Source organism: Streptomyces sp. NPDC033845 (assembly GCF_055576225.1).
Genome location: NZ_JBVIRI010000003.1, coordinates 85,695 through 107,508, shown reverse-complemented (window position 1 = coordinate 107,508; position 21,814 = coordinate 85,695). Strand labels below are relative to the sequence as shown.

Sequence of the window (21,814 nt, the reverse complement as noted above, 5' to 3'; positions counted from 1 at the left end):
AGTGGCAGCAATGGACGGAGTCACATGAGAGTCAGGAAGCTGGCCCTGGCGGGCCTGGCGACGGTGGCCGTACTGGCCCCGGCGGTCCCCGCGTACGCCGCGGCGGCCGACCACCCGGACGCCGGAGCGACCCGCAGCCTGCGGGCCCCGCTGCCGGGCGGGCTGGGACCGTGCGTACCGGGGGACTGCCCGGCGGTCTACCCCGAGGTGCACATCGGCCCGCCGTTCGCCGGCCGGGACAACGGCATCAACATCTTCGTCGGCGACGACTACCTGGTCCGCCGGGGCGCCGCCGAGGCCGAGGGCCGCATCGTCGTCCTCGACGACTTCGACATGCAGAAGCTGGGATCGCCGACCACCAGCGACATCTACAACGTGGGCATCGTCGGCGCCGGCTCCCAGGTCCCGCCGCCGGACGGCGCCGACTTCCTGACCGTCGGCGGGGACATCAGGGTCGCCACCGGACAGCGGCTGCTCGCCGACGGGGGAGTGGTCCGGTACGCCGGCACCCTCACCGGAACCGTCACCGGCACCCTGACCCAGGACGCCGCGGCGGCCGCCCCGTACACCGCGCTCCGCGCGAACCTCACCACCGCGAGCAAGTGCTACGCCCGGGTCGACGGCCAGCCCCGCACCGCCACCGGCACCGCCGTGTGGAGCGCCTCCGAGACCGTCTTCACCGGCGACAACACCTCCGCCCTCCAGGTCTTCAACGTGGACTTCGACCTGGCCGGCACCATGGGCGCCCAGCAGTTCGTCCGCTTCCAGAACATCCCGGCCGGCGCCACCGTGCTGGTCAACGTGCTGGGCCAGAACCCGCTGATCTCCATGAACAACGGCAGCTTCCCGGCCGGGCTCCGCGAGCGCCTGCTGTGGAACTTCCCCGACGCCCTCACCGTCCGGGTCAACGGCGGCGCCCAGTTCCAGGGCTCCGCCCTGATCGCCGAGCCCGAGTCCGAGGCCACCGTCCAGGTGCCCGGCTTCGACGGCCGCTTCTTCACGGCCGGCGGACTCACCCACACCGGCGCCTCCGACACCGGCGGCTTCGGCCAGGAGTTCCACGCCTACCCCTTCAACGGCGACCTGCCCGACTGCTCCGACGACCCCAACCCGCCGAACCCGACCACCGGCAGCATCTGGATCCGCAAGACCGACCGGGAGACCGGCGCCCCGCTGCCCGGCGCCCGCTTCCAGCTGTGGCGCGAGACCAACGGCACCCCCGGCCTCCAGTCCACCGGCACCACCCCGGACACCCTGGTGGCCGGCAACTGCCGCACCGAGACCGACGGCCGCTGCGGGGCCACCGTGCCCTTCGGCACCTACTACTGGAAGGAGACCAGCGCCCCGAACGGCTACGAGCTCCCCAGGAACCCGGTCAGCCAGGCACTGGTGGTCGACGCGAACACCCCCGCGCAGGGGGTCACCGCCGAGATCAACAACCTCAAGTCGCCCTACGACGGCACCATCAAGGTCCTGAAGAAGGACGCGAAGACCGGCAAGCCGCTGCGCGGCGCGGTCTTCGAGCTGTGGAAGGAGACCAACGCCACCCGCGGCCTCCAGGTGCGGGGCATCAACCCGGACCGCCGGGTCAGCCCGGGCTGCGCCACCGACCGCTCCGGCATCTGCACCTTCCGGCACCTCGACGCCGGCCACTACTACCTCCGCGAGACCGATGTGCCCGAGGGCTACGTGCTGCCCAAGGACCCGGTCACCGGGCCGCTGACGCTGGGCGAGCGGACCCCCGACCACACGGTGGCCGTCAAGCTCGTCAACAAGCGCGACGACCACGGCAAGGGCGGCAAGGGCCCCAAGGCCTGACCCCGCCCCGCACGTGCGCCGATCAGGTGGCCCGCTCACCGGATCGGCGCACCCGGGGCGCGCGCCCCGCTCCGCCCCGCGAGGCTGGGATCCCCGAGGTGAGGAGACCGGCATGCGGAACGGCACGGCGGCCGGAGCGACAGCGGCGAGCGGCGCCGTGGCGGCCGTGGCGGCCCTGACGGCCCTGCTGACCCTGGCCTGCCCGCCCGCCGCGGCCGGGCAGGCCCCCGGACCGGCGGCCGAGGCCTGTACCGCCGGCACCGGCCCCTATCAGCGGGAGCTGGAGGAGCACCTGAAGCGCCCGGTGGACGGGGTGCAGAGCCCCGAGGACTGCGCGGCCGTACGGGAGTTCCAGAAGGCCCGGCGGATCACCCCGGCCGAGGGCTACGCCGGAACCGCCACCTACCGGACCATGGTCGCCGTGCAGGCCCGGCAGAACCCCAACGCGTCCGGCGCCTGCCCCGTCCGCCGGTACCGGGTGACCTGCGTGGACCTGGACCGCCAACTGCTGTGGGTGCAGCGGGACAGCCGGGTGGTCTTCGCCCCGGTGCCGATCCGCACCGGCCGGGACGACCAGGAGACCCGCCCCGGCTGGCACGAGGTGTACTGGCGCAGCCGGGACCACGTCTCCACCCTCTACGACGCCCCCATGCCGTACTCCCAGTTCTTCGACGGGGGCCAGGCCATCCACGGCCGCCCCGGCGACCTCTACGCCCACGGCGGCTCGGCCGGCTGCGTGAACCTCACGGTGCCGGACGCCGCCCGGCTCTGGGACCTGCTCACCGAGGGCGACGCCGTCTACGTCTGGGGCACCAAGCCCGGCACCGAGGACTGAGCACCGAGGACTGAGTACCGAAAACCGAGTTCCGCTCCGGCCCAGTTGGGACGGAACGGTGACAACTCCGTGGCTGTTCGTGATCCTCCCCTGTGGTTACCTGTCGCCAGGTCCGCGAGAAGTGCCCGCGGCCGGGGGACATGGGGAGAAGAAGAGTGAACCTGCAGCCGACACGTGCTCTGTCGGCCCTGCTGCTGGGGGCGGCGCTGCTGCTCACCTCGGCATGCGGCGGCGGTGGCGACGACAGCGGTAGCGGCGGCGACAACGGCAAGGGCGGGGGCGGCGGGAAGACCGGCACCGAGGCCTCGCAGGCGGTCGTCACCATCAAGCCGGAGGACGGCGCCAAGGAGGTCGCGACCAGCGGCGTCCTGAAGATATCCGCCACCGGCGGCAAGCTGGCCACGGTCACGGTCGCCGACACCAAGGGCAATCCGGTGGAGGGCAGGCTGGCCGCCGACGGCTCCACCTGGGAGCCCTCCCGGCACCTGGGCTCGGCCACCGAGTACAAGGTGCACGCGGTGGCCAAGGACACCGCCGGCCGGGAGTCCGCCAAGGACGTCACCTTCACCACCCTCACCCCGAAGAACACCTTCATCGGCCACTACACCCCCGAGGACGGCACCACCGTCGGCGTGGGCATGCCGGTGTCGATCAACTTCACCCGGGGCATCACCGCCCCCGAGGCCGTGGAGAAGGCGATCAGCGTGACCGCCGAGCCCTCCGTCCCGATCGAGGGCCACTGGTTCGGCAACGACCGGCTGGACTTCCGCCCGGAGAAGTACTGGGCGCCCGGCACCAAGGTGACCGTGAAGCTGAACCTGGACGGGGTCGAGGGACGCCCGGGGGTCTACGGCAAGCAGACCCGCACCGTCTCCTTCAAGATCGGCCGCTCGCAGGTCTCCACGGTCGACGCGCGCAGCCACCAGATGCAGGTGGTCCGTGACGGCCAGGTCTTCAAGAACCTGCCGATCACCGCCGGAGCGCCCTCCTCCACCACCTACAACGGCCAGATGGTGATCAGCGAGAAGTTCAAGGTGACCCGGATGAACGGGGCCACCGTGGGCTTCGGCGGCGAGTACGACATCAAGGACGTGCCGCACGCGATGCGCCTGTCCAACTCCGGCACCTTCGTGCACGGCAACTACTGGGCCGCGGCCAGCACCTTCGGCTCCGCGAACGTCAGCCACGGCTGCGTCGGTCTGCGCGATGTGCGCGGGGCCGGCGACCCCGAGGCTCCGGCAGCCTGGTTCTGGGACAACTCCCTGATCGGCGACGTGGTGATCGTGAAGAACTCCGCGGACAAGCAGATCGCCCCGGAGAACGGCCTCAACGGCTGGAACATGTCCTGGAGCGAGTGGACCGCGTAGCCGGGCTGGGGTCCCCCTCTGCCGCCGGACGGTTAACGGGTACTAACGTGCCCGTATGACCATCTCTCTCGAAGTCTCCGAAGGCGTCGGCACCATCCTGCTGGACCGGCCCCCGATGAACGCCCTGGACATCGCCACCCAGGACCGGCTGCGCGAGCTGGCCGTGGAGGCCGGCGAGCGGGCCGACGTCCGCGCGGTCGTGCTCTACGGCGGCGAGAAGGTGTTCGCGGCCGGCGCGGACATCAAGGAGATGCAGGCGATGGACCACGCGGCGATGGTCGCGCGGTCCCGGGCCCTGCAGGACTCCTTCACCGCGGTGGCCCGGATCCCCAAGCCGGTGGTGGCGGCGGTCACCGGCTACGCCCTGGGCGGCGGCTGCGAGCTGGCGCTCTGCGCGGACTACCGGATCGCCGCCGCCAACGCCAAGCTCGGGCAGCCGGAGATCCTGCTCGGGCTGATCCCGGGGGCCGGCGGCACCCAGCGGCTGTCCCGGCTGATCGGCCCCTCCCGGGCCAAGGACCTGATCTTCACCGGCCGGATGGTGAAGGCCGACGAGGCGCTCTCGCTGGGCCTGGTCGACCGGGTGGTGCCGGCCGCCGAGGTGTACGAGCAGGCGCACGCCTGGGCGGCGAAGCTGGCCCAGGGTCCGGCCATCGCGCTGCGGGCGGCCAAGGAGTGCGTGGACGGCGGGCTGGAGGCCGACATCGACACCGGTCTGGCCATCGAACGCAGCTGGTTCGCCGGGCTGTTCGCGACCGAGGACCGGGAGCGCGGGATGAACAGCTTCGTGGCCGAGGGCCCCGGCAAGGCCAAGTTCCTTTAGCCAGGCCTCAAGGCAGCCTTAAACATGTGTGGTTGCCCCCGTGGGAGCTTCGCTTCCGCGGGGGGTTTTCCCGCGGAACGCCCCGGAGCGGAGCCTCCGCCCTCCATGATGGGGGCATGGCGGGCCTGGAGGGTGTGGAACAACCGCGGCAGCGCGAGGGCGCTCCCGGTGTGCGGCTGTCGGCGGCACTTGAGGACGAACTGGGCCTGAAGGCAGTGGAGTCGCACGGGAACCCGGCCGAGTCCGAGGTGACCCTGCCGTCCCGCCCGGAGTCGGCGAGCACCGCCCGCCGGCTCACCCAGTACGTGGTGGTGCGGATGTGGGGGCTGTCCCCGCAGGTGGCCGAGCACGTGGTACTGCTGGTCTCGGAGCTGGTCGGCAACGCGGTCCGGCACACCGGTGCCCGGTCCTTCGGGCTGCGGCTGCTGCGCCGCCGGGGCTGGATCCGGGTGGAGGTGCGCGATCCCTCGCGCGGTCTGCCCTGTCTGATGCCGGTGCACGAGCTGGACACCACCGGGCGCGGGCTGTTCCTGGTGGACAAGCTGTCCGACCGGTGGGGGGCGGACCTGCTGCCCCGGGGCAAGATCACCTGGTTCGAGATGCGGGTGGCGGACCGCTGAGACGCCGGAAGCCCCCCGGAACGCCAGAAGCTCCCTGTCGCCTGGTGGGCGGTACGGGAGCTCCATGGGTCCGCCGAGGATCGAAGGGGGTGTGATCCTCGGCGTGGGCGTCTTCGCTCGGGTCAATGGGAAGGCGCACGACCGACTATGGCAGAGAGTGGCGCGAATGCCAAAAGTCCCAATCCGGACATAAGTGTGCAGATAGTAAGAGTTTCTAGCTAAATCCTAGGTGAGGTGGGCCACTCACCTCGCATTTAGTGAATACTTATCGACTCCGGCGTGTAATTCGTTGATCACATAGTGGACAGGGCGGCAAACGGGTGGCCTTGGCCGAAGGTCCCAAATTGGGTCAATCGTTATCTTTGACGCTGCTCGGCCCTTAAATGGGCGGGTGCCCAGATACCCGGACCGCCGCACCACCCTCCGCACCGCCGCCGCGGCGGCCGCCGGGGCCCTCGCCGCCGGCTGCGGATCGCCCGGCGGACCCGGACCCGGACCGGACCCGTCCGCCCCCTCCCGGGGCGCCGGACCGGCCCCCGCCGCCGTCCCCACCCCGGTCCGGGCCGCCGCCCCCCGCGCCTTCCGCGGCCTGCCCGACCAGATCGACCACGGTCCGGCCGGCGGCCGCCCCCGGGTGGCCCTCACCTTCCACGGCAACGGCGACCCCGCCACCGCCCGCGCGGTCCTCGCCGAGGCCGAACGGGCCGGCGCCCGGGTGACCGTACTCGCCGTCGGCGAATGGCTGGACGCCCACCCCGAACTCGCCCGCCGGATCCTGGACGGCGGCCACGAACTCGGCAACCACACCCAGCGCCACCTCGCCGTCAACACCATGACCGAGGCCGAGGCCTACACCGAGATCACCGACTGCGCCCGACGGCTGCGCCGCCTCACCGGCTCCATCGGCAGCTGGTTCCGCCCCTCCCAGGCCCAGTACGCCACCCCGGCCGTCCTCCGCCAGGCCCGCCGGGCCGGCTATCCGCACGTCCTCTCCTACGACGTGGACTCCCTCGACTTCACCTCCCCCGGCGCCGCGGCCGTGATCCGCAACGTCACCGGGACGGTCCGTGCCGGATCGGTGGTGAGCCTGCACTTCGGCTACGCGGACACGGTCGACGCGATGCCGCCCCTCCTCGAAGAACTCGCGCGCCGCGGACTGCGCGCCGTGACCACCACGGAGCTGCTGACCCCATGACCACCACCCGCCTTCCCCGGAAGGCCACCGCGCTGCTCGCCGGACTGGCCCTCGCCGCCCTGGCCGGCTGCGGAGCCGGCGACCAGGGCACCCCCGAGGCGGCCGGCACCAAGGGCATGGGCCGCCCCGCCAAGGCGGCCGTCCCGGCCGCCCCGCCCGGACTCCCCGGCATGCCGCCCCTGCTGGACCCGAAGGACGTCTACGCGGCCGACCGCCCGAACAGGCTCTCCCCGGTGGTCAAGGACTTCCCGTCCCGGATCTACGTCCCCAACACCAGCTCCAACACCGTCTCCGTCATCGACCCCGCCACCTACAAGGTGATCGACACCATCCCGGTCGGGGTCCAGCCCCAGCACGTGGTGCCCTCCTGGGACCTGAAGACCCTCTGGGTCAACAACAACCGCGGCCACACCCTCACCCCGATCAACCCGGCCACCGGCGAGGCCGGCAAACCGGTCGAGGTGCACGACCCGTACAACCTGTACTTCACCCCCAACGGCAAGTACGCCGTCGTCATGGCATCGATGGACCGCGAGCTGGTCTTCCGCGACCCGCACACCATGGACCGGGTCAAGACCGTCCCGGTCAGCTGCTACGGGGTCAACCACGCCGACTTCTCCGCCGACGGCCGCTACTTCATCGTCTCCTGCGAGTTCTCCGGCGAACTCCTCAAGGTCGACACCGAGAAGATGGAGGTCGTCGGACAGCAGAAGATCCCCTTCGAGGGCGCCATGCCCCAGGACGTCAAGATCTCCCCGGACGGCAAGACCTTCTACATCGCCGACATGATGGCCCACGGCATGTGGGTGCTGGACGGCGAGAAGTTCACCACCCCCAAGCTGCTGCCCACCGGCAAGGGCTGCCACGGCCTCTACGTCAGCCGCGACTCCAAGGAGATGTACGTCTCCAACCGCGGCGAGGGCACCGTCTCGGTCTTCGACTTCCCGCAGAGCCGCCTCACCAAGAAGTGGACCCTGCCCGACGGCGGCAGCCCCGACATGGGAGGGGTGTCCGCCGACGGCAAGGTGCTGTGGCTCTCCGGCAGGTACGACGGCGAGGTCTACGCCCTCGACACCGCCACCGGCAAGCAGCTGGCCCGGATCCCGGTCGGCAGCGGCCCGCACGGCCTGGCCGTCTACCCGCAGCCCGGCCGCTACTCCCTCGGGCACACCGGCATCTTCCGCTGACCCGCACATCCGCCGCGCCGGGCCTGCCGCTACCCTGAGCCGGTCAACAAGCACCAAGAAGGGGTGGATCCCAGTGGCGGACATCGAAAGCGCGCGCGAGACGTTCGACAAGTTCGACGTGGACGGCGACGGCTTCGTCACGGCCGCGGAGTTCAAGCAGGCCATGGCCGCGATGGGCGACGCGTTCGCCGGTCCCGGCGCGGAGGCCGTGATCGCCGCGAAGGACTCCGACGGCGACGGCCGCATGAGCTTCGAGGAGTTCTGGGCCGCCCGCAACAAGTAGCCCCGGTCCGGAGCCCGGCCGCGCCCCAGGGGGCAGCGGCCGGGCTCCGTCGTTCCCGGGGGCCGCGCGATCAGCCGCCGGCGCCGTCGGCCGGGCCGTCGGGGCCGTCGGACCCGGTGAGGTGTGGGGGGCCGCCGGGCTCGCCGCCCTCGCCGGGCCCGCCCATCTCCTCGACCTCGGCGAGGGCCTCCTCCAGCCAGCCCGTCCACCAGGTCTCCAGACCGATCCCGCCGCGCAGCACCAGCCGCCGCAGCCGGTCCTCCTCGCCGAGCCGCCGGTCCGGCGGGTAGTCCCGCTCCTCGTAGCGCCCGTACAGCGCCAGCTGCGCCCGGTGCAGCTCCAGATGGCGCCGCAGCTCGGCCGCCAGACCGCCCGGCCCCACCACACCGGCCGCCCGCACCCGCAGCAGCAGCGGATCCCGGATCGCCTTCGGATCCTGGCTCTCGCCGACCCAGCGGGCCAGCTCCGCCGACCCGGCCGCCAGCACCTCGAACTCCTTCTTCTGCCCGCGCGCCGGCTGCGCGCTGGGCAGCGCCCGGATCAGCCCGGCCTCCTCCAGCCGGCCGAGCTCCCGGTAGATCTGCTGGTGGGTCGCCGACCAGAAGTAGCCGATCGACTTGTCGAACCGGCGGGTCAGCTCCAGCCCCGACGAGGGCTTCTCCAACAGCGCGGTCAGAATGGCGTGCGGCAGCGACATACGGCCATCCTGCCGGATCCCACCAAGCCCCCGGCCTCCGGCCCGGCCCGGCCCCGGCCGTCGGCGCCGAGCCCCGGGCCACAACCACGGGGCCCGGGCGCAGGCCGGCCCCGGCATGGGGCCCCGGCCCCGGCCCCGGCCTCGGGCCTTCGAGCGCTGCCCCGCGCCCCGGCCTTCGCCTTGGCCCGGCCCTGGCCCCGACCACGGCCCTGGCCCCGACCCCGGCCCTGGCCCCGGGTCTCGGGCTCGTGGCCCTCGGGCGCAGGCCGGCCTCGGCCTGGCCCCGGGCCTTCGGGCGCTGCCCCTCGCCCCGGCCTCGGCCTTCGCCTTGGCCCGGCCCCGGCCCCGGCCCCGGCCCCGGCCCTGGCCCTGGCCCCGGCCCCGGCCTCGGCCTCGGGCCTTCGGGCGCTGCCCCGCGCCCCGGCCCCGGCCTTCGCCTTGGCCCGGCCCCGGCCCCGGCCCCGGCCCCGCTCCGGCCCGGGCCCGGGCATGGCGGTCAGGAGGGTGTGGGCCAGGTGGACAGGGCTTCCGGGGTGAGGGGGGCGGGGGTGTCCGGGGGGAGGAGGCCGGCCCGTCGGAGCAGGGCGGCCGCCGCCGGGGCCCAGGCCTGCCGGAGGCCCGCCGACGCCAGCAGCGCGGGATCGGCCAGCAGGGCCGTGGCCGGGCCCACCCGGATCCCCTCCGGGGTCAGCACCGCCGCCTCGTCCGCCCAGCGCACCGCCAGGTCCACGTCATGGGTGGCCATCACCACCGTGGTGGCGGCCAGCCCGGCCAGCACCGCGAGCAACCGCTCCTGCCCGTCCGGGTCCAGCCCGGCCGTGGGCTCGTCCAGGATCAGCACCCGGGGCCGCATGGCCACCGCCCCGGCGATCGCCGCCCGCTTCCGCTGCCCGTACGACAGCAGATGGGTCGGCCGGTCCCGGAGCGCGGTGATGTCCAGGGCGGCCAGCGCCTCGTCCACCCGCGCCCGGACCTCCGCGTCCGGCAGCCCCAGGTTCAGCGGGCCGAAGGACACGTCCTGCTCCACCGAGGCGGCGAACAGCTGGTCGTCCGGATCCTGCACCACCAGCTGCACCGCGCTCCGCAGCCGGGTCAGCCCCGCCCGGTCGTGGCGGACCGGGACCCCGTCCAGCCGGAGCTCACCGGCGTCCGGCCGCAGACCGCCGCTCAGCAGCCGCATCAGCGTGGTCTTGCCGCTGCCGTTGCGGCCCAGCAGGGCCAGCGAACGGCCCTCGGCGATACCGAAGTCCACCCCGGACAGCACCCGCGGCCCGTCCTCGTACGCGTAGCCCGCGCCCGACAGTTCCACCAACGGCCTCACGGCCACATCCCTTCCAGATACGGGCCGAGCACCAGGGCCGGCACCACCACCGCCGTCAGCAGCCCCGCCGACGCGGCCAGGAACCGCCAGGACACCCGGGCCTCGGGCACCAGCACCCGCAGGGTGCCGTCGTAGCCGCGCCCGGCCAGCCCGGCCTGGAGCCGGCCCGCCCGGTCGAAGGCCCGGACGAAGGCGGTCGCGGCCAGCCCGGCCAGCGAACGCCAGGCCGCGGCCCGGCCGGTGTGCCCCAGCCGGGCCGCCTGCGCCTGCCGGATCCGCGCCACCGAGTCCAGCAGCAGGAAACCGATCCGGTACATCACCAGGGCCACGTCCACCACCGGCGCCGGCACCCCGGCCCGCACCAGACGCGGCAGCACGTCCGAGACCGGGGTGGTGAACGCGAACAGCAGCACTCCGAGCGAGGCCGCCGAGGTCCGCAGCAGCAGCTCCACCGCGTGCCGGGGCCCGTCCGGGGCGAGCCCGACCCAGCCGGCGGGGCCGCCCACCGCGAACAGCAGCGGCAGCGCCCCGGTCACACAGAAACCCAGCGGGATCCGGAAGGCCCGCCACAGCTGTCGGCCGGGCACCCCGGCGGGACCCAGCAGGACCGCCAGGGTGGCCGCGGCCACCAGCGGCCCGCCGGGCCAGGGCGGCAGGCACACGGCGGTGACCGTCAGCCCCAGCCCCAGCAGGGCCTTCTCCGCCGGATGGCGGTGCCGCCAGCGGCTGCGGTGCGCCGCCGCGTCGATCGGCAGCACGGACTCAGGCCTCCGCGCGGTCCGCCGGGGCCGCCGCTGCCGCCGCCGCGGCCTGGCGGCGGCCCTTGCGCACACCGAAGTAGTACGCGAGCACCCCCGCGCCGAGCGCCGCCTGCAAGGCGAACAGCGCCGACTCGACCTCCCCGGACGGCGGTTCGTACAGCGGCGAGAACCAGGGCTCGTAGTCCGGCTTCAGCTCGGTGATCGCCGCCTCCGCCTGGGCGTCCGCCCCGGCGAACGGCTCCTCCTTGTGGTCGCCCATTCCCAGCGCGAGCGGGAGCACGGCCAGCGCCGCCACCAGGAGCAGCAGCAGCGTGTTGATCTTCGCGTTCTTCGACATCAGACCGCCGCCTCCGTCTTGGACCCGGTGATCCGGGCCACGCCCAACCGGACCAGGTCGGACTTGCTGGACTGCATCAGCAGCCGCATCACCAGCACGGTCAGCAGGCCCTCGCTGACCGCGAGGGGGATCTGGGTGACCGCGAAGATCCCGCCGAACTTGGCGAGCGCCCCGGCGAAGCCGCTTCCCGGGTCCGGGAAGGCCATCGCCAGCTGCACGCTGGTCACGCAGTAGGTGACCAGATCGGCGAAGAAGGCGCCGAAGAGCACCGACACCATCAGCGGGGCGTCGGTCCTGCGCAGCAGCCGGTAGACGGCGTAGCCCGCCCACGGTCCGGCAATGGCCATGGAGAAGACGTTGGCGCCCAGGGTGGTCAGTCCGCCGTGGGCCAGCAGCAGCGCCTGGAAGAGCAGGGTGATCGTGCCCAGCACCGCCATGATCGGCGGCCGGAACAGGATCGCGCCCAGCCCGGTCCCGGTGGGATGCGAGCAACTGCCCGTCACCGAAGGGATCTTCAGGGCGGACAGGACGAAAGTGAACGCTCCGGACGCCCCGAGCAGCAGGGTGCTCTCCGGGTTCGCCTTGACCTCACGGGTCAGCGCGCGAACGCCGTGGACGACGAACGGAGCGGACGCGGCGCCCCAGGCGACCGCGTGCAAGGGGGGCAGGAAGCCCTCGGCTATATGCATGAGTGGGGGAGACCTCTCCAACACCTCGTGGATGGACAACGCGCCCCGGCCGGTCTCCTGGCTCACGGGTTGCCGCCCTGACTCCGCCTTCCCGGGCGGCTCACGGTCCCCCGCGGCCGCCCAGTGGCTTCCCGCAGGAGTGGAGCCGGACTTCCCGATCACAGTGGCGAGGGCCGCACCGGTTTCCCACCGGTTTCCCGAACACCAAGGCCAGCCGACCCTAGTCGGTTTGTCCGCGGCCCTCGCGGGCAGGGTCGACTTCGCCCGAACCCCCCCAGCAGCCGACCGGGAGCAGCCCATGGCAGCGAAGATCCTCATCGTCACCGGCGATGCGGCGGAGTCGCTCGAAGTCCTCTACCCCTACCAGCGGTTGCGCGAGGAAGGGTACGAGGTGCACATCGCGGCACCCTCCGTGAAGAAGCTCCGCTTCGTCGTCCACGACTTCGAGGAGGGCTTCGACACCTACACGGAGAAGCCCGGCTACACCTGGCCGGCCGACGTGGCCTTCGCCGATGTGGACCCCGGGCAGTACGCCGCCCTGGTGATCCCCGGCGGCCGGGCCCCCGAGTACCTGCGCAACGACCCGGAGGTGCGGCGGATCGTCGCCGCCTTCACCGGGGCGGACAAGCCGCTGGCGCAGATCTGCCACGGCCCGCTGATCACCGCGGCCGCCGGGGGCCTGGACGGCCGCCGGGTGACCGCCTACCCGGCCCTGGAGCCCGATATGAAGGGGGCCGGGGCCGCCTTCGAGGACTCCGAGGCCGTGGTCGACGGCACCCTGGTCTCGTCCCGCGCCTGGCCCGACCACTCGGCCTGGATGCGGGAGTTCCTCACCGTCCTCCGCGCCAAGGCTCCGCTCGGCGGCTAGGTCAGCGCGCGGCCTTGGCGCCCGCGACGAAGGCGACGAAGGCGGCGAAGGCGGCGTCCGGGAAGACGAGCGCGGCCAGGGTGAACGGGGCGATCTGGATGGTCACCTCAGGACGTGCGGCCATGGCCGCCAGGTGCGCCAACTGGCGGTCCATGGCGTCCGCACCGCCCATCGGCCGACGGATGGCGCTCTCGTCCATCACCACGTGTACCAGCGGCAGCCCGAGATCCGGCCGGCCCATCTCCTGGAGCACGGCCACGGCATGCGCATCGTCGCGGCGCTGGCCACGGTTCAGCAGGTGTTCGGGTGCTTGATGTCCAGGACGAAGCGTTCGGGGGAGTGCAGGGTGAACGACGTGTACTCGGGCCTGGTGGTGAAGGCGGCGCCGAAGGTCACGTAGCCCTCGTAGTCGCCGGTCAGGGCGATGCCCTTCAGCTTGGGCAGCTGGAGCTTCTTGAGCTTGGGTCCCTTGTAGACGGACTGGCCGGCGTCGTTGTGGGCGGCGGCCGGGTTCAGGCGGATCTCCAGGAAGTGCGTGCCGGGCAGCGGGACGGGCTTTCCGGAGCCGTCGTAGACGAGCTTGGAGACGCGGCGGACGGTGGCCTGGGGCACGTAGCCCTTGATGTCGACGACGAGCCGGTCGAAGGTGCAGTGGGTTCCCCAGCGGGCGTTGACCACCTGCGGGGTCTGGGTGCGGGCCGCCGCGGGCCCGGTGGTGGCGGCCGGTGTCGCGGCCGCGGCCGGGGCGGCGAGGGCCAGTCCGGCGGTGAGAAGGACGCCCGTGGCGAGGGCCACGAGCCGCTGACGACGCGCATGGAACATGGCGTCCCCCGATTTCTCAGGATCCCGGCGGGCCGGGATGGGGGAAATGCTGTCATCCACGAAGACATCCATCCTCGCCGTACGGTTCCCCCGCCGCGACATCACCGCCACGGCGCGGCCGCGTCAGCGTGACAGCAGGCAGCTCAGTTCGGCGTCCAGGTCGTACTGCCGGTCCTCCAGCCCGCGCGGCACCAGGTCCGTCATCCGGCGGCAGAGCCGGCGCAGGTCCCGGGCCCGGGCCGTGAGCACGCAGTCGGCCGGACCGTTGGTGAACCGGAGCCGCACCCGTGGCTCCCCGCCCCGGGCGTCCGGGCGGACCCGGACGTCGCCCTCGCCGGCCGGCCGGAGCAGTCCGTCCAGCAGCAGGTCGCGGGCGAACACCCAGTGCGCCAGGTGGGTGCCGGCGCCGTGGAAGTCCACGGACACCTCGTACGGCCGGTCCGGCCGGTAGCCGAACCGGCCGGTCAGCGGGACCGGGCCGATCCCGCCGTCCTCCAGCAGCAGCGGTATCTCACGGTGCTCGGTCGTGGCCATGGCGGGTCCTCCGTTCCCCGGACGTTCCCGAAGAACGCGTCCCCCGGCACGCTAACCCGGACTCCCGCCGGGATCGGGCGGCCGAAAGTCCCGAACCCCCGGGCCGAGGGGCCCGGGGGTTCGGGGGAGCCGTGAGCGGATCAGCACTCGATGACGTTGACCGCGAGGCCGCCGCGCGCCGTCTCCTTGTACTTGATCTTCATGTCGGCGCCGGTCTCCTTCATGGTCTTGATGACCTTGTCCAGGGAGACCTTGTGGCTGCCGTCGCCGCGCATCGCCATCTTGGCGGCGGTGACGGCCTTGACCGCGGCCATGCCGTTCCGCTCGATGCACGGGATCTGCACCAGACCGCCCACCGGGTCGCAGGTCAGACCGAGGTTGTGCTCCATGCCGATCTCGGCCGCGTTCTCCACCTGCTCCGGGGTGCCGCCGAGCACCTCGGCGAGGGCGCCGGCCGCCATCGAGCAGGCCGAGCCGACCTCGCCCTGGCAGCCGACCTCGGCGCCGGAGATGGAGGCGTTCTCCTTGAAGAGCATGCCGATCGCGCCGGCCGCGAGCAGGAAGCGGACCACCCCGTCCTCGTCCGCGCCGGGCACGAAGTTGGTGTAGTAGTGCAGGACGGCGGGGAGCACCCCGGCCGCGCCGTTCGTGGGGGCGGTGACCACCCGGCCGCCGGCCGCGTTCTCCTCGTTGACCGCCATCGCGTAGATGGTGGTCCACTCGCTGCGGTGCATCATCGGGTCGCCCTCGGTGCGCAGCTGGCGGGCGGTGGAGGCGGCCCGCCGCCGGACCCGGAGGCCGCCCGGCAGGATGCCCTCGCGGGACATGCCGCGGGAGACGCAGGCCTGCATGACCCGCCAGATCTCCAGCAGGCCCTCGCGGATCTCCTCCTCGGTGCGCCAGGCCTTCTCGTTCTCCAGCATCAGCGAGGAGATCGACAGCCCGGTCTCCTTGGCCAGCCGGAGCATCTCGTCACCGGAGCGGAAGGGGTACTTCAGCACGGTGTCGTCGAGCTTGATCCGGTCCTCGCCCACCGCGTCCTCGTCCACGACGAACCCGCCGCCGACCGAGTAGTAGGTCTTCTCCAGCAGCGGGGCGCCGGCCGCGTCGTAGGCGAACAGGGTCATCCCGTTGGCGTGGTACGGCAGGGAGCGGCGGCGGTGCAGGATCAGCTGGTTCGGCTCGTCGAAGGGGATCTCGTGGGCGTCGTCTATCTCGGTGCCGAGCAGCCGCAGTCTGCCGGTCTGCCGGATCCGCTCCACCTCGTCGTCGGCGGTCTCCACGTTCACGGTGCGCGGGGAGTGGCCCTCCAGGCCCAGCAGGACCGCCTTCGGGGTGCCGTGGCCGTGGCCGGTGGCGCCCAGCGAGCCGTACAGCTCGGCGCGGACGGAGGCGGTCTGGGCGAGCAGGCCGTCCTTCTTGAGCCGGGTGACGAACATCCGGGCCGCGCGCATGGGGCCGACGGTGTGGGAGGAGGAGGGACCGATGCCGATCGAGAAGAGATCGAAGACGGAGATGGCCACGGGGGAGACTCCCTTGTCTGCTCGTGGGGTGCGGGGGCAGGTGCGGTGCGGGGCGATTCGGCGGATTTTGTCCGGCAGACGAGCGTATCGCGGTCGTGTGAACGAGTCGTCTGCCGGACGGGTCGGGGCGGTGACGGTCAGGCGTGAGTCAACTCACGCTCGTGGTCCTGGTCGGGTCCGGTGCCCGGTTCCGGGATGCGGGCGGCGGCGCCGGCCTCGCCGTCCAGGACCGGGTCCGGGCCGGGCAGCCCGGCCAGGTGGGCCCGGAGGCCGGCCTGTACGGCCCAGTAGTAGGTGCCCAGGGCCATCGCCGCTACCAGGGCGATGTCCACCCCGCCGGGGATGGTGCCGCGGCCGCCGAAGTCCGTGCTGCCCAGGTAGGAGAGCAGGGACAGGGCGCCGAGGAAGAAGACGATCCACCAGGCCGGGGCGAACTGCCGGAGCAGGTCGCGCTCGCCCTTGCGGGAGAGCACCAGGGCGGCGATCGGGGCGGCCAGCAGGGTGAGGGCGGTGACGATGCCGGTGTTCGGCCACTTCGACCAGTACAGCGCGCAGGCGGCGAAGACGAAGGTCAGCGGGCACAGGACACGGGCGAAGGGCAGGGTGAAGGGGCGGGGGAGTTCGGGCTTGGTGCGGCGGAAGACACCGACCGCGACCGGGCCGATCAGGTACGAGATGACCATCGCGGCGGAGATGATCGGGGCCAGGGTCTTCCAGCTGTGGCCCACGGTGACCAGCAGCAGCACCGAGAAGCCGAGGTTCATCCACATGGCCGGGCGGGCGGTGCCGTAGACCGGGTGGGTCTCCTTGAGCCTCTTCGGGAAGAAGCCGGTCTCGGAGAGGTTCTGGACCATGTAGGCGGCCGAGGCCACGTTGGCGATGTTGGAGCCTGCGGGGGAGATGAAGGCGCCGAACTGGAGCATGACCACCACCCAGTGGATCATCAGCAGCTTGGCGAGCTCGGCGAACGGCGAGTTGAAGTTGACCCCGGACCAGCCGCCGGCCTGGGCGAGGTGCTCCGGCGGGACGGCGCCGAGGAAGGCGGTCTGCAGGGCCAGGTAGATGACCAGGCCCAGGGAGAGCGCGCCGACCAGGGCGATCGGGATGGCGCGGCCCGGGTTCTTGGCGGCCCCGCCGAGGTTGACCACGGCCTGGAAGCCGTTGAAGGCGAAGACCACGCCGGAGGTGGTGACGGCGGTCAGGACGGCGGTCCAGCCGTTGGGGGCGAAGCCGCCGTGCGCGCTGAAGTTCTCGCCGTGGAAGCCGGAGGCGATCAGGGCGATCACGGCGAGCACCGGGATGGCGAACTTGACCAGGGTCAGCATGGAGTTGATCTTGGCGAGCAGCTGGACCGACCAGTAGCAGGACAGCCACAGCAGTACGGTCAGCAGCAGCGCGACCGCCATGCCGAAGCCGGTCAGCTGGTGGGAGCCGGGGTCGACCAGGTCCTTGGCCCAGCCGAAGCTCCAGGAGGACATGTACTGGGTGGCGGCGATGGACTCGATCGGGATCAGCGAGGCCACCGCGATCCACACCGCCCAGCCGGTGATGAAGCCGAGCACCGGGCCGTGCGAGATGGAGCCGTAGCGGGCCATGCCGCCGGGGATCGGGTAGGCCGCGCCGACCTCGGCGTAGGACATGGCGATCATGCCGATGAACACGGCGCCGATGACCCAGGCGACCAGCGCCGCCGGGCCCGCGACCTGGGCGGCGGTGCCGGCCCCGAAGAGCCAGCCGGAGCCGAAGATCGAACCGATGCCGATCATGATCAGCGCGAAGAGACTGAGTCCCTTCCTGTTCGCCGCGCTCATGTCCATGGTGGTGTCCGTCCTGAGGGGATGCCGTACAAGCGTTGTCTGCTTATTCGGAGCCTATTTGCCATTTTTTGGATGTTTCAGAGGCGATAGGGGGCATCCACCTGGGACATAGGTCATGAACGAGGGCCCGGCCCTGTGGAAAACACACGGCCGGGCCCTCGGGCGCCGTTACAGCGAGGGGTACAGCGGGTGCTTCGCGGCGAGGGCCGAGACACGGGCCTTCAGCGACTCGGCGTCGTAGCCCGGCTTCAGCGCCTCGGCGATGATGTCGGCGACCTCGGTGAAGTCCTCCGCGCCGAAGCCGCGGGTGGCCAGCGCCGGGGTGCCGATCCGCAGGCCCGAGGTGACCATCGGGGGCCGCGGGTCGTTCGGGATGGCGTTCCGGTTGACCGTGATCCCCAGCGCGTGCAGGAGGTCCTCGGCCTGCTGGCCGTCCAGCTCGGAGTTCCGCAGGTCGACCAGGACCAGGTGCACGTCGGTGCCGCCGGTGAGCACGTCCACGCCCACCGCCTTGACGTCCTCCTGCACCAGGCGGGCGGCGAGGATCTTCGCGCCCTCCAGGGTGCGCTCCTGGCGCTCCTTGAAGTCGGCCGAGGCCGCGACCTTGAAGGAGACCGCCTTGGCGGCGATCACGTGCTCCAGCGGGCCGCCCTGCTGACCCGGGAAGACCGCGGAGTTGATCTTCTTCGCCAGTTCCTGCGTGGACAGGATGACCCCGCCGCGCGGACCGCCGAGGGTCTTGTGGGTGGTGGTGGTGACCACGTGGGCGTGCGGCACCGGGTTCGGGTGCAGGCCCGCGGCGACCAGACCGGCGAAGTGCGCCATGTCCACCATCAGGTAGGCGCCGACCTCGTCCGCGATCCGGCGGAACGCGGCGAAGTCCAGCTGGCGCGGGTAGGCGGACCAGCCGGCCACGATCAGCTGCGGCTTGGACTCCTTGGCGAGGCGCTCGACCTCGGCCATGTCGACCTGGCCGTCCTCGCCGACGTGGTACGGCACCACGTTGTAGAGCTTGCCGGAGAAGTTGATCTTCATGCCGTGGGTCAGGTGACCGCCGTGGGCCAGGTTCAGGCCCATGATCGTGTCGCCCGGCTTCAGCAGCGCGAACATCGCGGCCGCGTTGGCCTGCGCACCGGAGTGCGGCTGCACGTTCGCGGCCTCGGCGCCGAACAGCGCCTTGATCCGGTCGATCGCGATCTGCTCGACCACGTCCACGTGCTCGCAGCCGCCGTAGTAACGGCGGCCCGGGTAGCCCTCGGCGTACTTGTTGGTCAGGACCGAACCCTGGGCCTCCATGACGGCCACCGGAGCGAAGTTCTCCGAGGCGATCATTTCCAGGGTCGACTGCTGGCGCACGAGTTCGGCGTCGACGGCGGCGGCGACGTCCGGGTCGAGCTCGTGCAGAGGGGTGTTCAGTACAGACATCAGGTTCCCTAGGTCTCGTACGACCGGCCGGTGGCTCAGCCCGCGAAGTCGGTGTACTCGTCGGCGGAGAGCAGGTCGGCCGGCTCGTCCGTGATCTTCACCTTGAACAGCCAGCCACCCTCGAACGGGGCGGTGTTGACCAGCGCGGGGTCGTCCACGACGTCCTGGTTGGCCTCGACGATCTCACCGGTCACGGGGGCGTACAGGTCGCTGACCGACTTGGTCGACTCCAGCTCGCCGCAGGTCTCCCCGGCGGTGACGGTGTCACCCACCTCGGGCAGCTGGGCGAAGACGACGTCACCGAGCGCGTTGGCCGCGAACTCGGTGATGCCGACCGTGGCGACGCCGTCCGCGTCGACCGCGGTGACCCACTCGTGTTCCTTGGTGTATCGCAGCTGCGTGGGGTTGCTCATGGCCTGATTCTCCTGGATGGGGCGAGTGCGGATGAACGTTGGTCTTGAATGGTGAGACGGGTCCCGGTACGGGGAACCGTCACTTCTGCCGCTTGTAGAACGGCAGCGCCACGACCTCGTACGGCTCATGGGTACCGCGAATGTCCACGCCGACGCCGGAGGTGCCGGGCGCGGCGTGCGAGGCGTCCACGTACGCCATGGCGATCGGCTTGCCCAGGGTGGGGGAGGGCGCACCGGAGGTGACCTCGCCGATGACCTTGCCGTCGGCCACCACGGGGAACCCGGCGCGCGGCACCCGGCGGCCCTCGGCGATCAGGCCGACCAGCTTGCGGGGGGCCTGCGAGGCGGCCCGCTCGGCGGCGGCCTCCAGGGCGGCCCGGCCCACGAAGTCGCCCTCCTTCTCGAACTTCACGACCCGGCCCAGACCCGCGTCGAACGGCGTCAGGTCGGTGGTCAGCTCGTGCCCGTACAGCGGCATGCCCGCCTCCAGGCGCAGGGTGTCGCGGCAGGACAGGCCCGCCGGCACCAGGCCCACGCCCTGACCGGCCTCGGTCAGCGCCTGCCACAGCTCCACGGCGTGCTCCGGCTTCACGAACAGCTCGAAGCCGTCCTCGCCGGTGTAGCCGGTGCGGGCGATCAGCGCGGGCACCCCGGCCACCGTGCCGGGCAGCCCGGCGTAGTACTTCAGACCGTCCAGATCGGCGTCGGTCAGCGACTTCAGGATGCCGGGGGACTCCGGGCCCTGCACCGCGATCAGCGCGTACGCGTCGCGGTCGTCGCGGACCTCGGCGTCGAACCCGGCGGCGCGCTCGGTGATCGCGTCCAGCACCACCTGGGCGTTGGAGGCGTTCGCCACCACCATGAACTCGGTCTCGCCGAGGCGGTAGACGATCAGGTCGTCGAGGATGCCGCCGTCCTCCACGCAGATGTGCGTGTAGCGGGCGCGGCCGACGCCGACCGTGGAGATGTTGCCGACCAGCGCGTAGTCGAGGACCTTCACGGCCTCCGGGCCGGTCAGGGTGATCTCGCCCATGTGGGACAGGTCGAACAGACCGGCCCGGGTGCGGACGGCGTTGTGCTCGTCGCGCTCGCTGCCGTAGCGCAGCGGCATGTCCCAGCCCGCGAAGTCGGTCATGGTCGCACCGAGCGAGCGGTGCAGCGCATCGAGGGCGGTCAGGCGGGGGGCATTGCTCATGGGTACGGCTCCCAGGTCCCAGGGCGTCGACAAAGGCATGGCGAGGACGATCCTCCCCATCTGTCATCGGAACCTGAGAGGTTCGCCGAGAGTTCCTGAACATGACGGATCATGCCGGTGTGGGGAACGGATCTCGGCTTGCACCTTGGGTGGAGCCGCCGCGGGCGGCTCGCTTTTCAGATCTGCCTCATCCACGCGGTACGGGGCCTGAGAGATTCAAGGGAGTTCTTGCTCCTTCGGCGCCCGGTCCGTCGCACGGCGACGGCTTCCGGGACTCTCCCGCGCGGATTCAAGCGGCCGGTATGCAGTTGGTGTCCAGATGGCGCACATCATTGCACGGCCCGGGGGCAGATGGGCGGGCGGGCCCGAAAGCCGACCGGTCGGACGGTGGTTCCGGCCCGTCCCGGACCGGAACCATGTCCACCGGATTACCGTCTCTTTACACTCGGTGGGAAGGGTCCTGGTGACCCGAGGCGGGGGAGGCGATCACTGTGCGGAGACCGGACGGACCTGATGGATCGAGCGGGCTGGGCGGGCTGAGCGGATTGGGCGGACGCGGCGGGGTCGGGGGACCGGCTGCGGCGGTGGCGGCGGTCCCGGCGCAGCCGGGCGCGCGCGGCCCCGAGGCGCTCCGGCCGGCCGTGGCGGGCTTGGCGGGCGCGGCGGCCGCCGTCGAGGGCGCCGTCCCCGGATACGTGCGCGACCTGCGCGGCGGCGGCCGCCCTCCGGCGGAGCTGCGGTTCGCCGACGGGGACGTCGTGGTGGTCTCCGGCCTGCCCGGCGGCGGCAAGAGCACCCTGATCAAGCGGACCGTCGAGGACGGCGGGATCGACTCCCAGGACGTCCGCGAGCGCTGGGAGGCGATGATGCCCGCCCGGCTGCCGTACGCCGTCTACCGCCCGCTGGTCCGGGTGGCGCACTACGCCGGGCTGGCGCGGGCCCTGCGGTCCGGCCGCTCGGTGGTGGTCCACGACTGCGGCACCCAGAGCTGGGTCCGCGGCCTGCTGGCCCGCGCCGCCCGCCGCCGCGGCCGGGCCCTGCACCTGCTGCTGCTGGACGCCAGCCCGGCGGAGGCCCTGTCCGGGCAGGCGGCCCGCGGCCGCGGGGTCTCGGCCTACGCCTTCGCCCGGCACCGGGCCGCCGTGACCCGGCTGCTGCGCGGGGCCGAGGCCGGGCGGCTCCCGGCCGGCTGCACCACGGCCACCCTGCTGGACCGGCCCGCCGCCAACCGGCTGACCCGGATCACCTTCGGCCGATAGCCCCCACTACGCTCGGGCGCGGACG

At 72.3% G+C, this 21,814-nt stretch carries 23 protein-coding genes and 2 riboswitches; of the genes, 10 read left to right on the top strand and 13 right to left on the bottom strand.

Translation table 11 applies throughout. The features are described 5' to 3' along the window. Positions 1-24 precede the first annotated feature (24 nt). From ACZ50K_RS07545 to ACZ50K_RS07510, 8 genes are all read left to right on the top strand, one after another. Positions 25-1,818: a choice-of-anchor A family protein gene (locus ACZ50K_RS07545; protein WP_468898746.1), complete on the top strand. Its 1,794-nt coding sequence runs from the start codon at positions 25-27 to the stop codon at positions 1,816-1,818. A 112-nt stretch (positions 1,819-1,930) separates the two neighbouring features. Then, the gene (locus tag ACZ50K_RS07540) at positions 1,931-2,653 is read left to right on the top strand and encodes a L,D-transpeptidase family protein (protein WP_468898744.1); all 723 of its coding nucleotides are present in this window, start codon (positions 1,931-1,933) and stop codon (positions 2,651-2,653) included. A 140-nt stretch (positions 2,654-2,793) separates the two neighbouring features. Further along, positions 2,794-4,020 carry a L,D-transpeptidase gene (locus tag ACZ50K_RS07535; protein WP_468898743.1) on the top strand — a complete coding sequence of 409 codons (1,227 nt, stop codon included), beginning with the start codon at positions 2,794-2,796 and terminating at the stop codon, positions 4,018-4,020. A 55-nt stretch (positions 4,021-4,075) separates the two neighbouring features. Beyond that, complete coding sequence (locus ACZ50K_RS07530; protein WP_468898742.1) at positions 4,076-4,843, top strand: enoyl-CoA hydratase/isomerase family protein; 768 nt, start codon at positions 4,076-4,078, stop codon at positions 4,841-4,843. Between the two features lie 116 nt (positions 4,844-4,959). Beyond that, positions 4,960-5,463, top strand: a complete 504-nt coding sequence (locus tag ACZ50K_RS07525; RefSeq protein ID WP_468898740.1) for an ATP-binding protein — start codon at positions 4,960-4,962, stop codon at positions 5,461-5,463. Positions 5,464-5,854: 391 nt separating this feature from the next. Then, positions 5,855-6,658 carry a polysaccharide deacetylase family protein gene (locus tag ACZ50K_RS07520; protein WP_468898739.1) on the top strand — a complete coding sequence of 268 codons (804 nt, stop codon included), beginning with the start codon at positions 5,855-5,857 and terminating at the stop codon, positions 6,656-6,658. Then, on the top strand, positions 6,655-7,845 hold the full coding sequence (locus ACZ50K_RS07515) for a YVTN family beta-propeller repeat protein (RefSeq protein WP_468898737.1): 1,191 nt from the start codon (positions 6,655-6,657) through the stop codon (positions 7,843-7,845). The genes ACZ50K_RS07520 and ACZ50K_RS07515 overlap by 4 nt, the downstream gene beginning before the upstream one ends. Positions 7,846-7,918: 73 nt before the next feature. Further along, complete coding sequence (locus ACZ50K_RS07510; RefSeq protein WP_468898734.1) at positions 7,919-8,128, top strand: EF-hand domain-containing protein; 210 nt, start codon at positions 7,919-7,921, stop codon at positions 8,126-8,128. Between the two features lie 70 nt (positions 8,129-8,198). Here the strand turns inward: ACZ50K_RS07510 and ACZ50K_RS07505 are convergent, their stop codons facing one another. The 5 genes from ACZ50K_RS07505 to ACZ50K_RS07485 all read right to left on the bottom strand — a co-directional run bounded on the left by ACZ50K_RS07505 (position 8,199) and on the right by ACZ50K_RS07485 (position 11,933). Then, complete coding sequence (locus ACZ50K_RS07505; protein ID WP_468898732.1) at positions 8,199-8,825, bottom strand: PadR family transcriptional regulator; 627 nt, start codon at positions 8,823-8,825, stop codon at positions 8,199-8,201. A gap of 496 nt (positions 8,826-9,321) precedes the next feature. Further along, complete coding sequence (locus ACZ50K_RS07500; RefSeq protein ID WP_468898729.1) at positions 9,322-10,152, bottom strand: energy-coupling factor ABC transporter ATP-binding protein; 831 nt, start codon at positions 10,150-10,152, stop codon at positions 9,322-9,324. Further along, on the bottom strand, positions 10,143-10,904 hold the full coding sequence (cbiQ, locus tag ACZ50K_RS07495) for a cobalt ECF transporter T component CbiQ (protein WP_468898718.1): 762 nt from the start codon (positions 10,902-10,904) through the stop codon (positions 10,143-10,145). Before cbiQ ends, ACZ50K_RS07500 begins: the two co-directional genes overlap by 10 nt. A 4-nt stretch (positions 10,905-10,908) precedes the next feature. Continuing rightward, a complete protein-coding gene (locus tag ACZ50K_RS07490; protein ID WP_468898716.1) occupies positions 10,909-11,244 on the bottom strand; it encodes an energy-coupling factor ABC transporter substrate-binding protein in 336 nt (111 codons plus the stop codon). After that, entirely contained in the window at positions 11,244-11,933 is a 690-nt protein-coding gene (locus ACZ50K_RS07485; protein WP_468898713.1) for an energy-coupling factor ABC transporter permease, read from the bottom strand. Before ACZ50K_RS07485 ends, ACZ50K_RS07490 begins: the two co-directional genes overlap by 1 nt. 30 nt (positions 11,934-11,963) lie before the next feature. Further along, positions 11,964-12,157, bottom strand: a riboswitch (cobalamin riboswitch). A 74-nt stretch (positions 12,158-12,231) separates the two neighbouring features. Here ACZ50K_RS07485 and ACZ50K_RS07480 point away from each other — a divergent pair. Further along, positions 12,232-12,801 carry a DJ-1/PfpI family protein gene (locus ACZ50K_RS07480; protein ID WP_468898711.1) on the top strand — a complete coding sequence of 190 codons (570 nt, stop codon included), beginning with the start codon at positions 12,232-12,234 and terminating at the stop codon, positions 12,799-12,801. Position 12,802: 1 nt separating this feature from the next. Here ACZ50K_RS07480 and ACZ50K_RS07475 read toward each other — a convergent pair whose 3' ends face one another. The 8 genes from ACZ50K_RS07475 to gcvT all read right to left on the bottom strand — a co-directional run bounded on the left by ACZ50K_RS07475 (position 12,803) and on the right by gcvT (position 20,530). After that, a complete protein-coding gene (locus ACZ50K_RS07475; RefSeq protein WP_468898708.1) occupies positions 12,803-13,060 on the bottom strand; it encodes a Scr1 family TA system antitoxin-like transcriptional regulator in 258 nt (85 codons plus the stop codon). A gap of 32 nt (positions 13,061-13,092) precedes the next feature. Further along, positions 13,093-13,623, bottom strand: a complete 531-nt coding sequence (locus ACZ50K_RS07470; protein WP_468899860.1) for an AMIN-like domain-containing (lipo)protein — start codon at positions 13,621-13,623, stop codon at positions 13,093-13,095. 123 nt (positions 13,624-13,746) lie between these two features. Next, positions 13,747-14,157, bottom strand: coding sequence for an SsgA family sporulation/cell division regulator (locus ACZ50K_RS07465; RefSeq protein ID WP_468898705.1), 411 nt, complete (start codon positions 14,155-14,157; stop codon positions 13,747-13,749). Positions 14,158-14,297: 140 nt separating this feature from the next. After that, positions 14,298-15,680, bottom strand: a complete 1,383-nt coding sequence (locus ACZ50K_RS07460; RefSeq protein ID WP_468898703.1) for an L-serine ammonia-lyase — start codon at positions 15,678-15,680, stop codon at positions 14,298-14,300. Positions 15,681-15,817: 137 nt separating this feature from the next. Then, positions 15,818-17,497, bottom strand: coding sequence for an APC family permease (locus ACZ50K_RS07455; RefSeq protein ID WP_468898700.1), 1,680 nt, complete (start codon positions 17,495-17,497; stop codon positions 15,818-15,820). Between the two features lie 168 nt (positions 17,498-17,665). Next, a complete protein-coding gene (gene glyA / locus ACZ50K_RS07450) occupies positions 17,666-18,922 on the bottom strand; it encodes a serine hydroxymethyltransferase (protein ID WP_468898697.1) in 1,257 nt (418 codons plus the stop codon). A gap of 35 nt (positions 18,923-18,957) precedes the next feature. Further along, on the bottom strand, positions 18,958-19,335 hold the full coding sequence (gene gcvH / locus ACZ50K_RS07445) for a glycine cleavage system protein GcvH (protein ID WP_468898695.1): 378 nt from the start codon (positions 19,333-19,335) through the stop codon (positions 18,958-18,960). Positions 19,336-19,414: 79 nt separating this feature from the next. After that, complete coding sequence (gene gcvT, locus ACZ50K_RS07440) at positions 19,415-20,530, bottom strand: glycine cleavage system aminomethyltransferase GcvT (protein ID WP_468898693.1); 1,116 nt, start codon at positions 20,528-20,530, stop codon at positions 19,415-19,417. Between the two features lie 186 nt (positions 20,531-20,716). Next, positions 20,717-20,822, bottom strand: a riboswitch (glycine riboswitch). Between the two features lie 349 nt (positions 20,823-21,171). On the opposite strand from gcvT, the gene ACZ50K_RS07435 reads away from it, so the two are divergent. Next, positions 21,172-21,789 carry an AAA family ATPase gene (locus tag ACZ50K_RS07435; RefSeq protein WP_468899857.1) on the top strand — a complete coding sequence of 206 codons (618 nt, stop codon included), beginning with the start codon at positions 21,172-21,174 and terminating at the stop codon, positions 21,787-21,789. Positions 21,790-21,814: the final 25 nt, after the last annotated feature.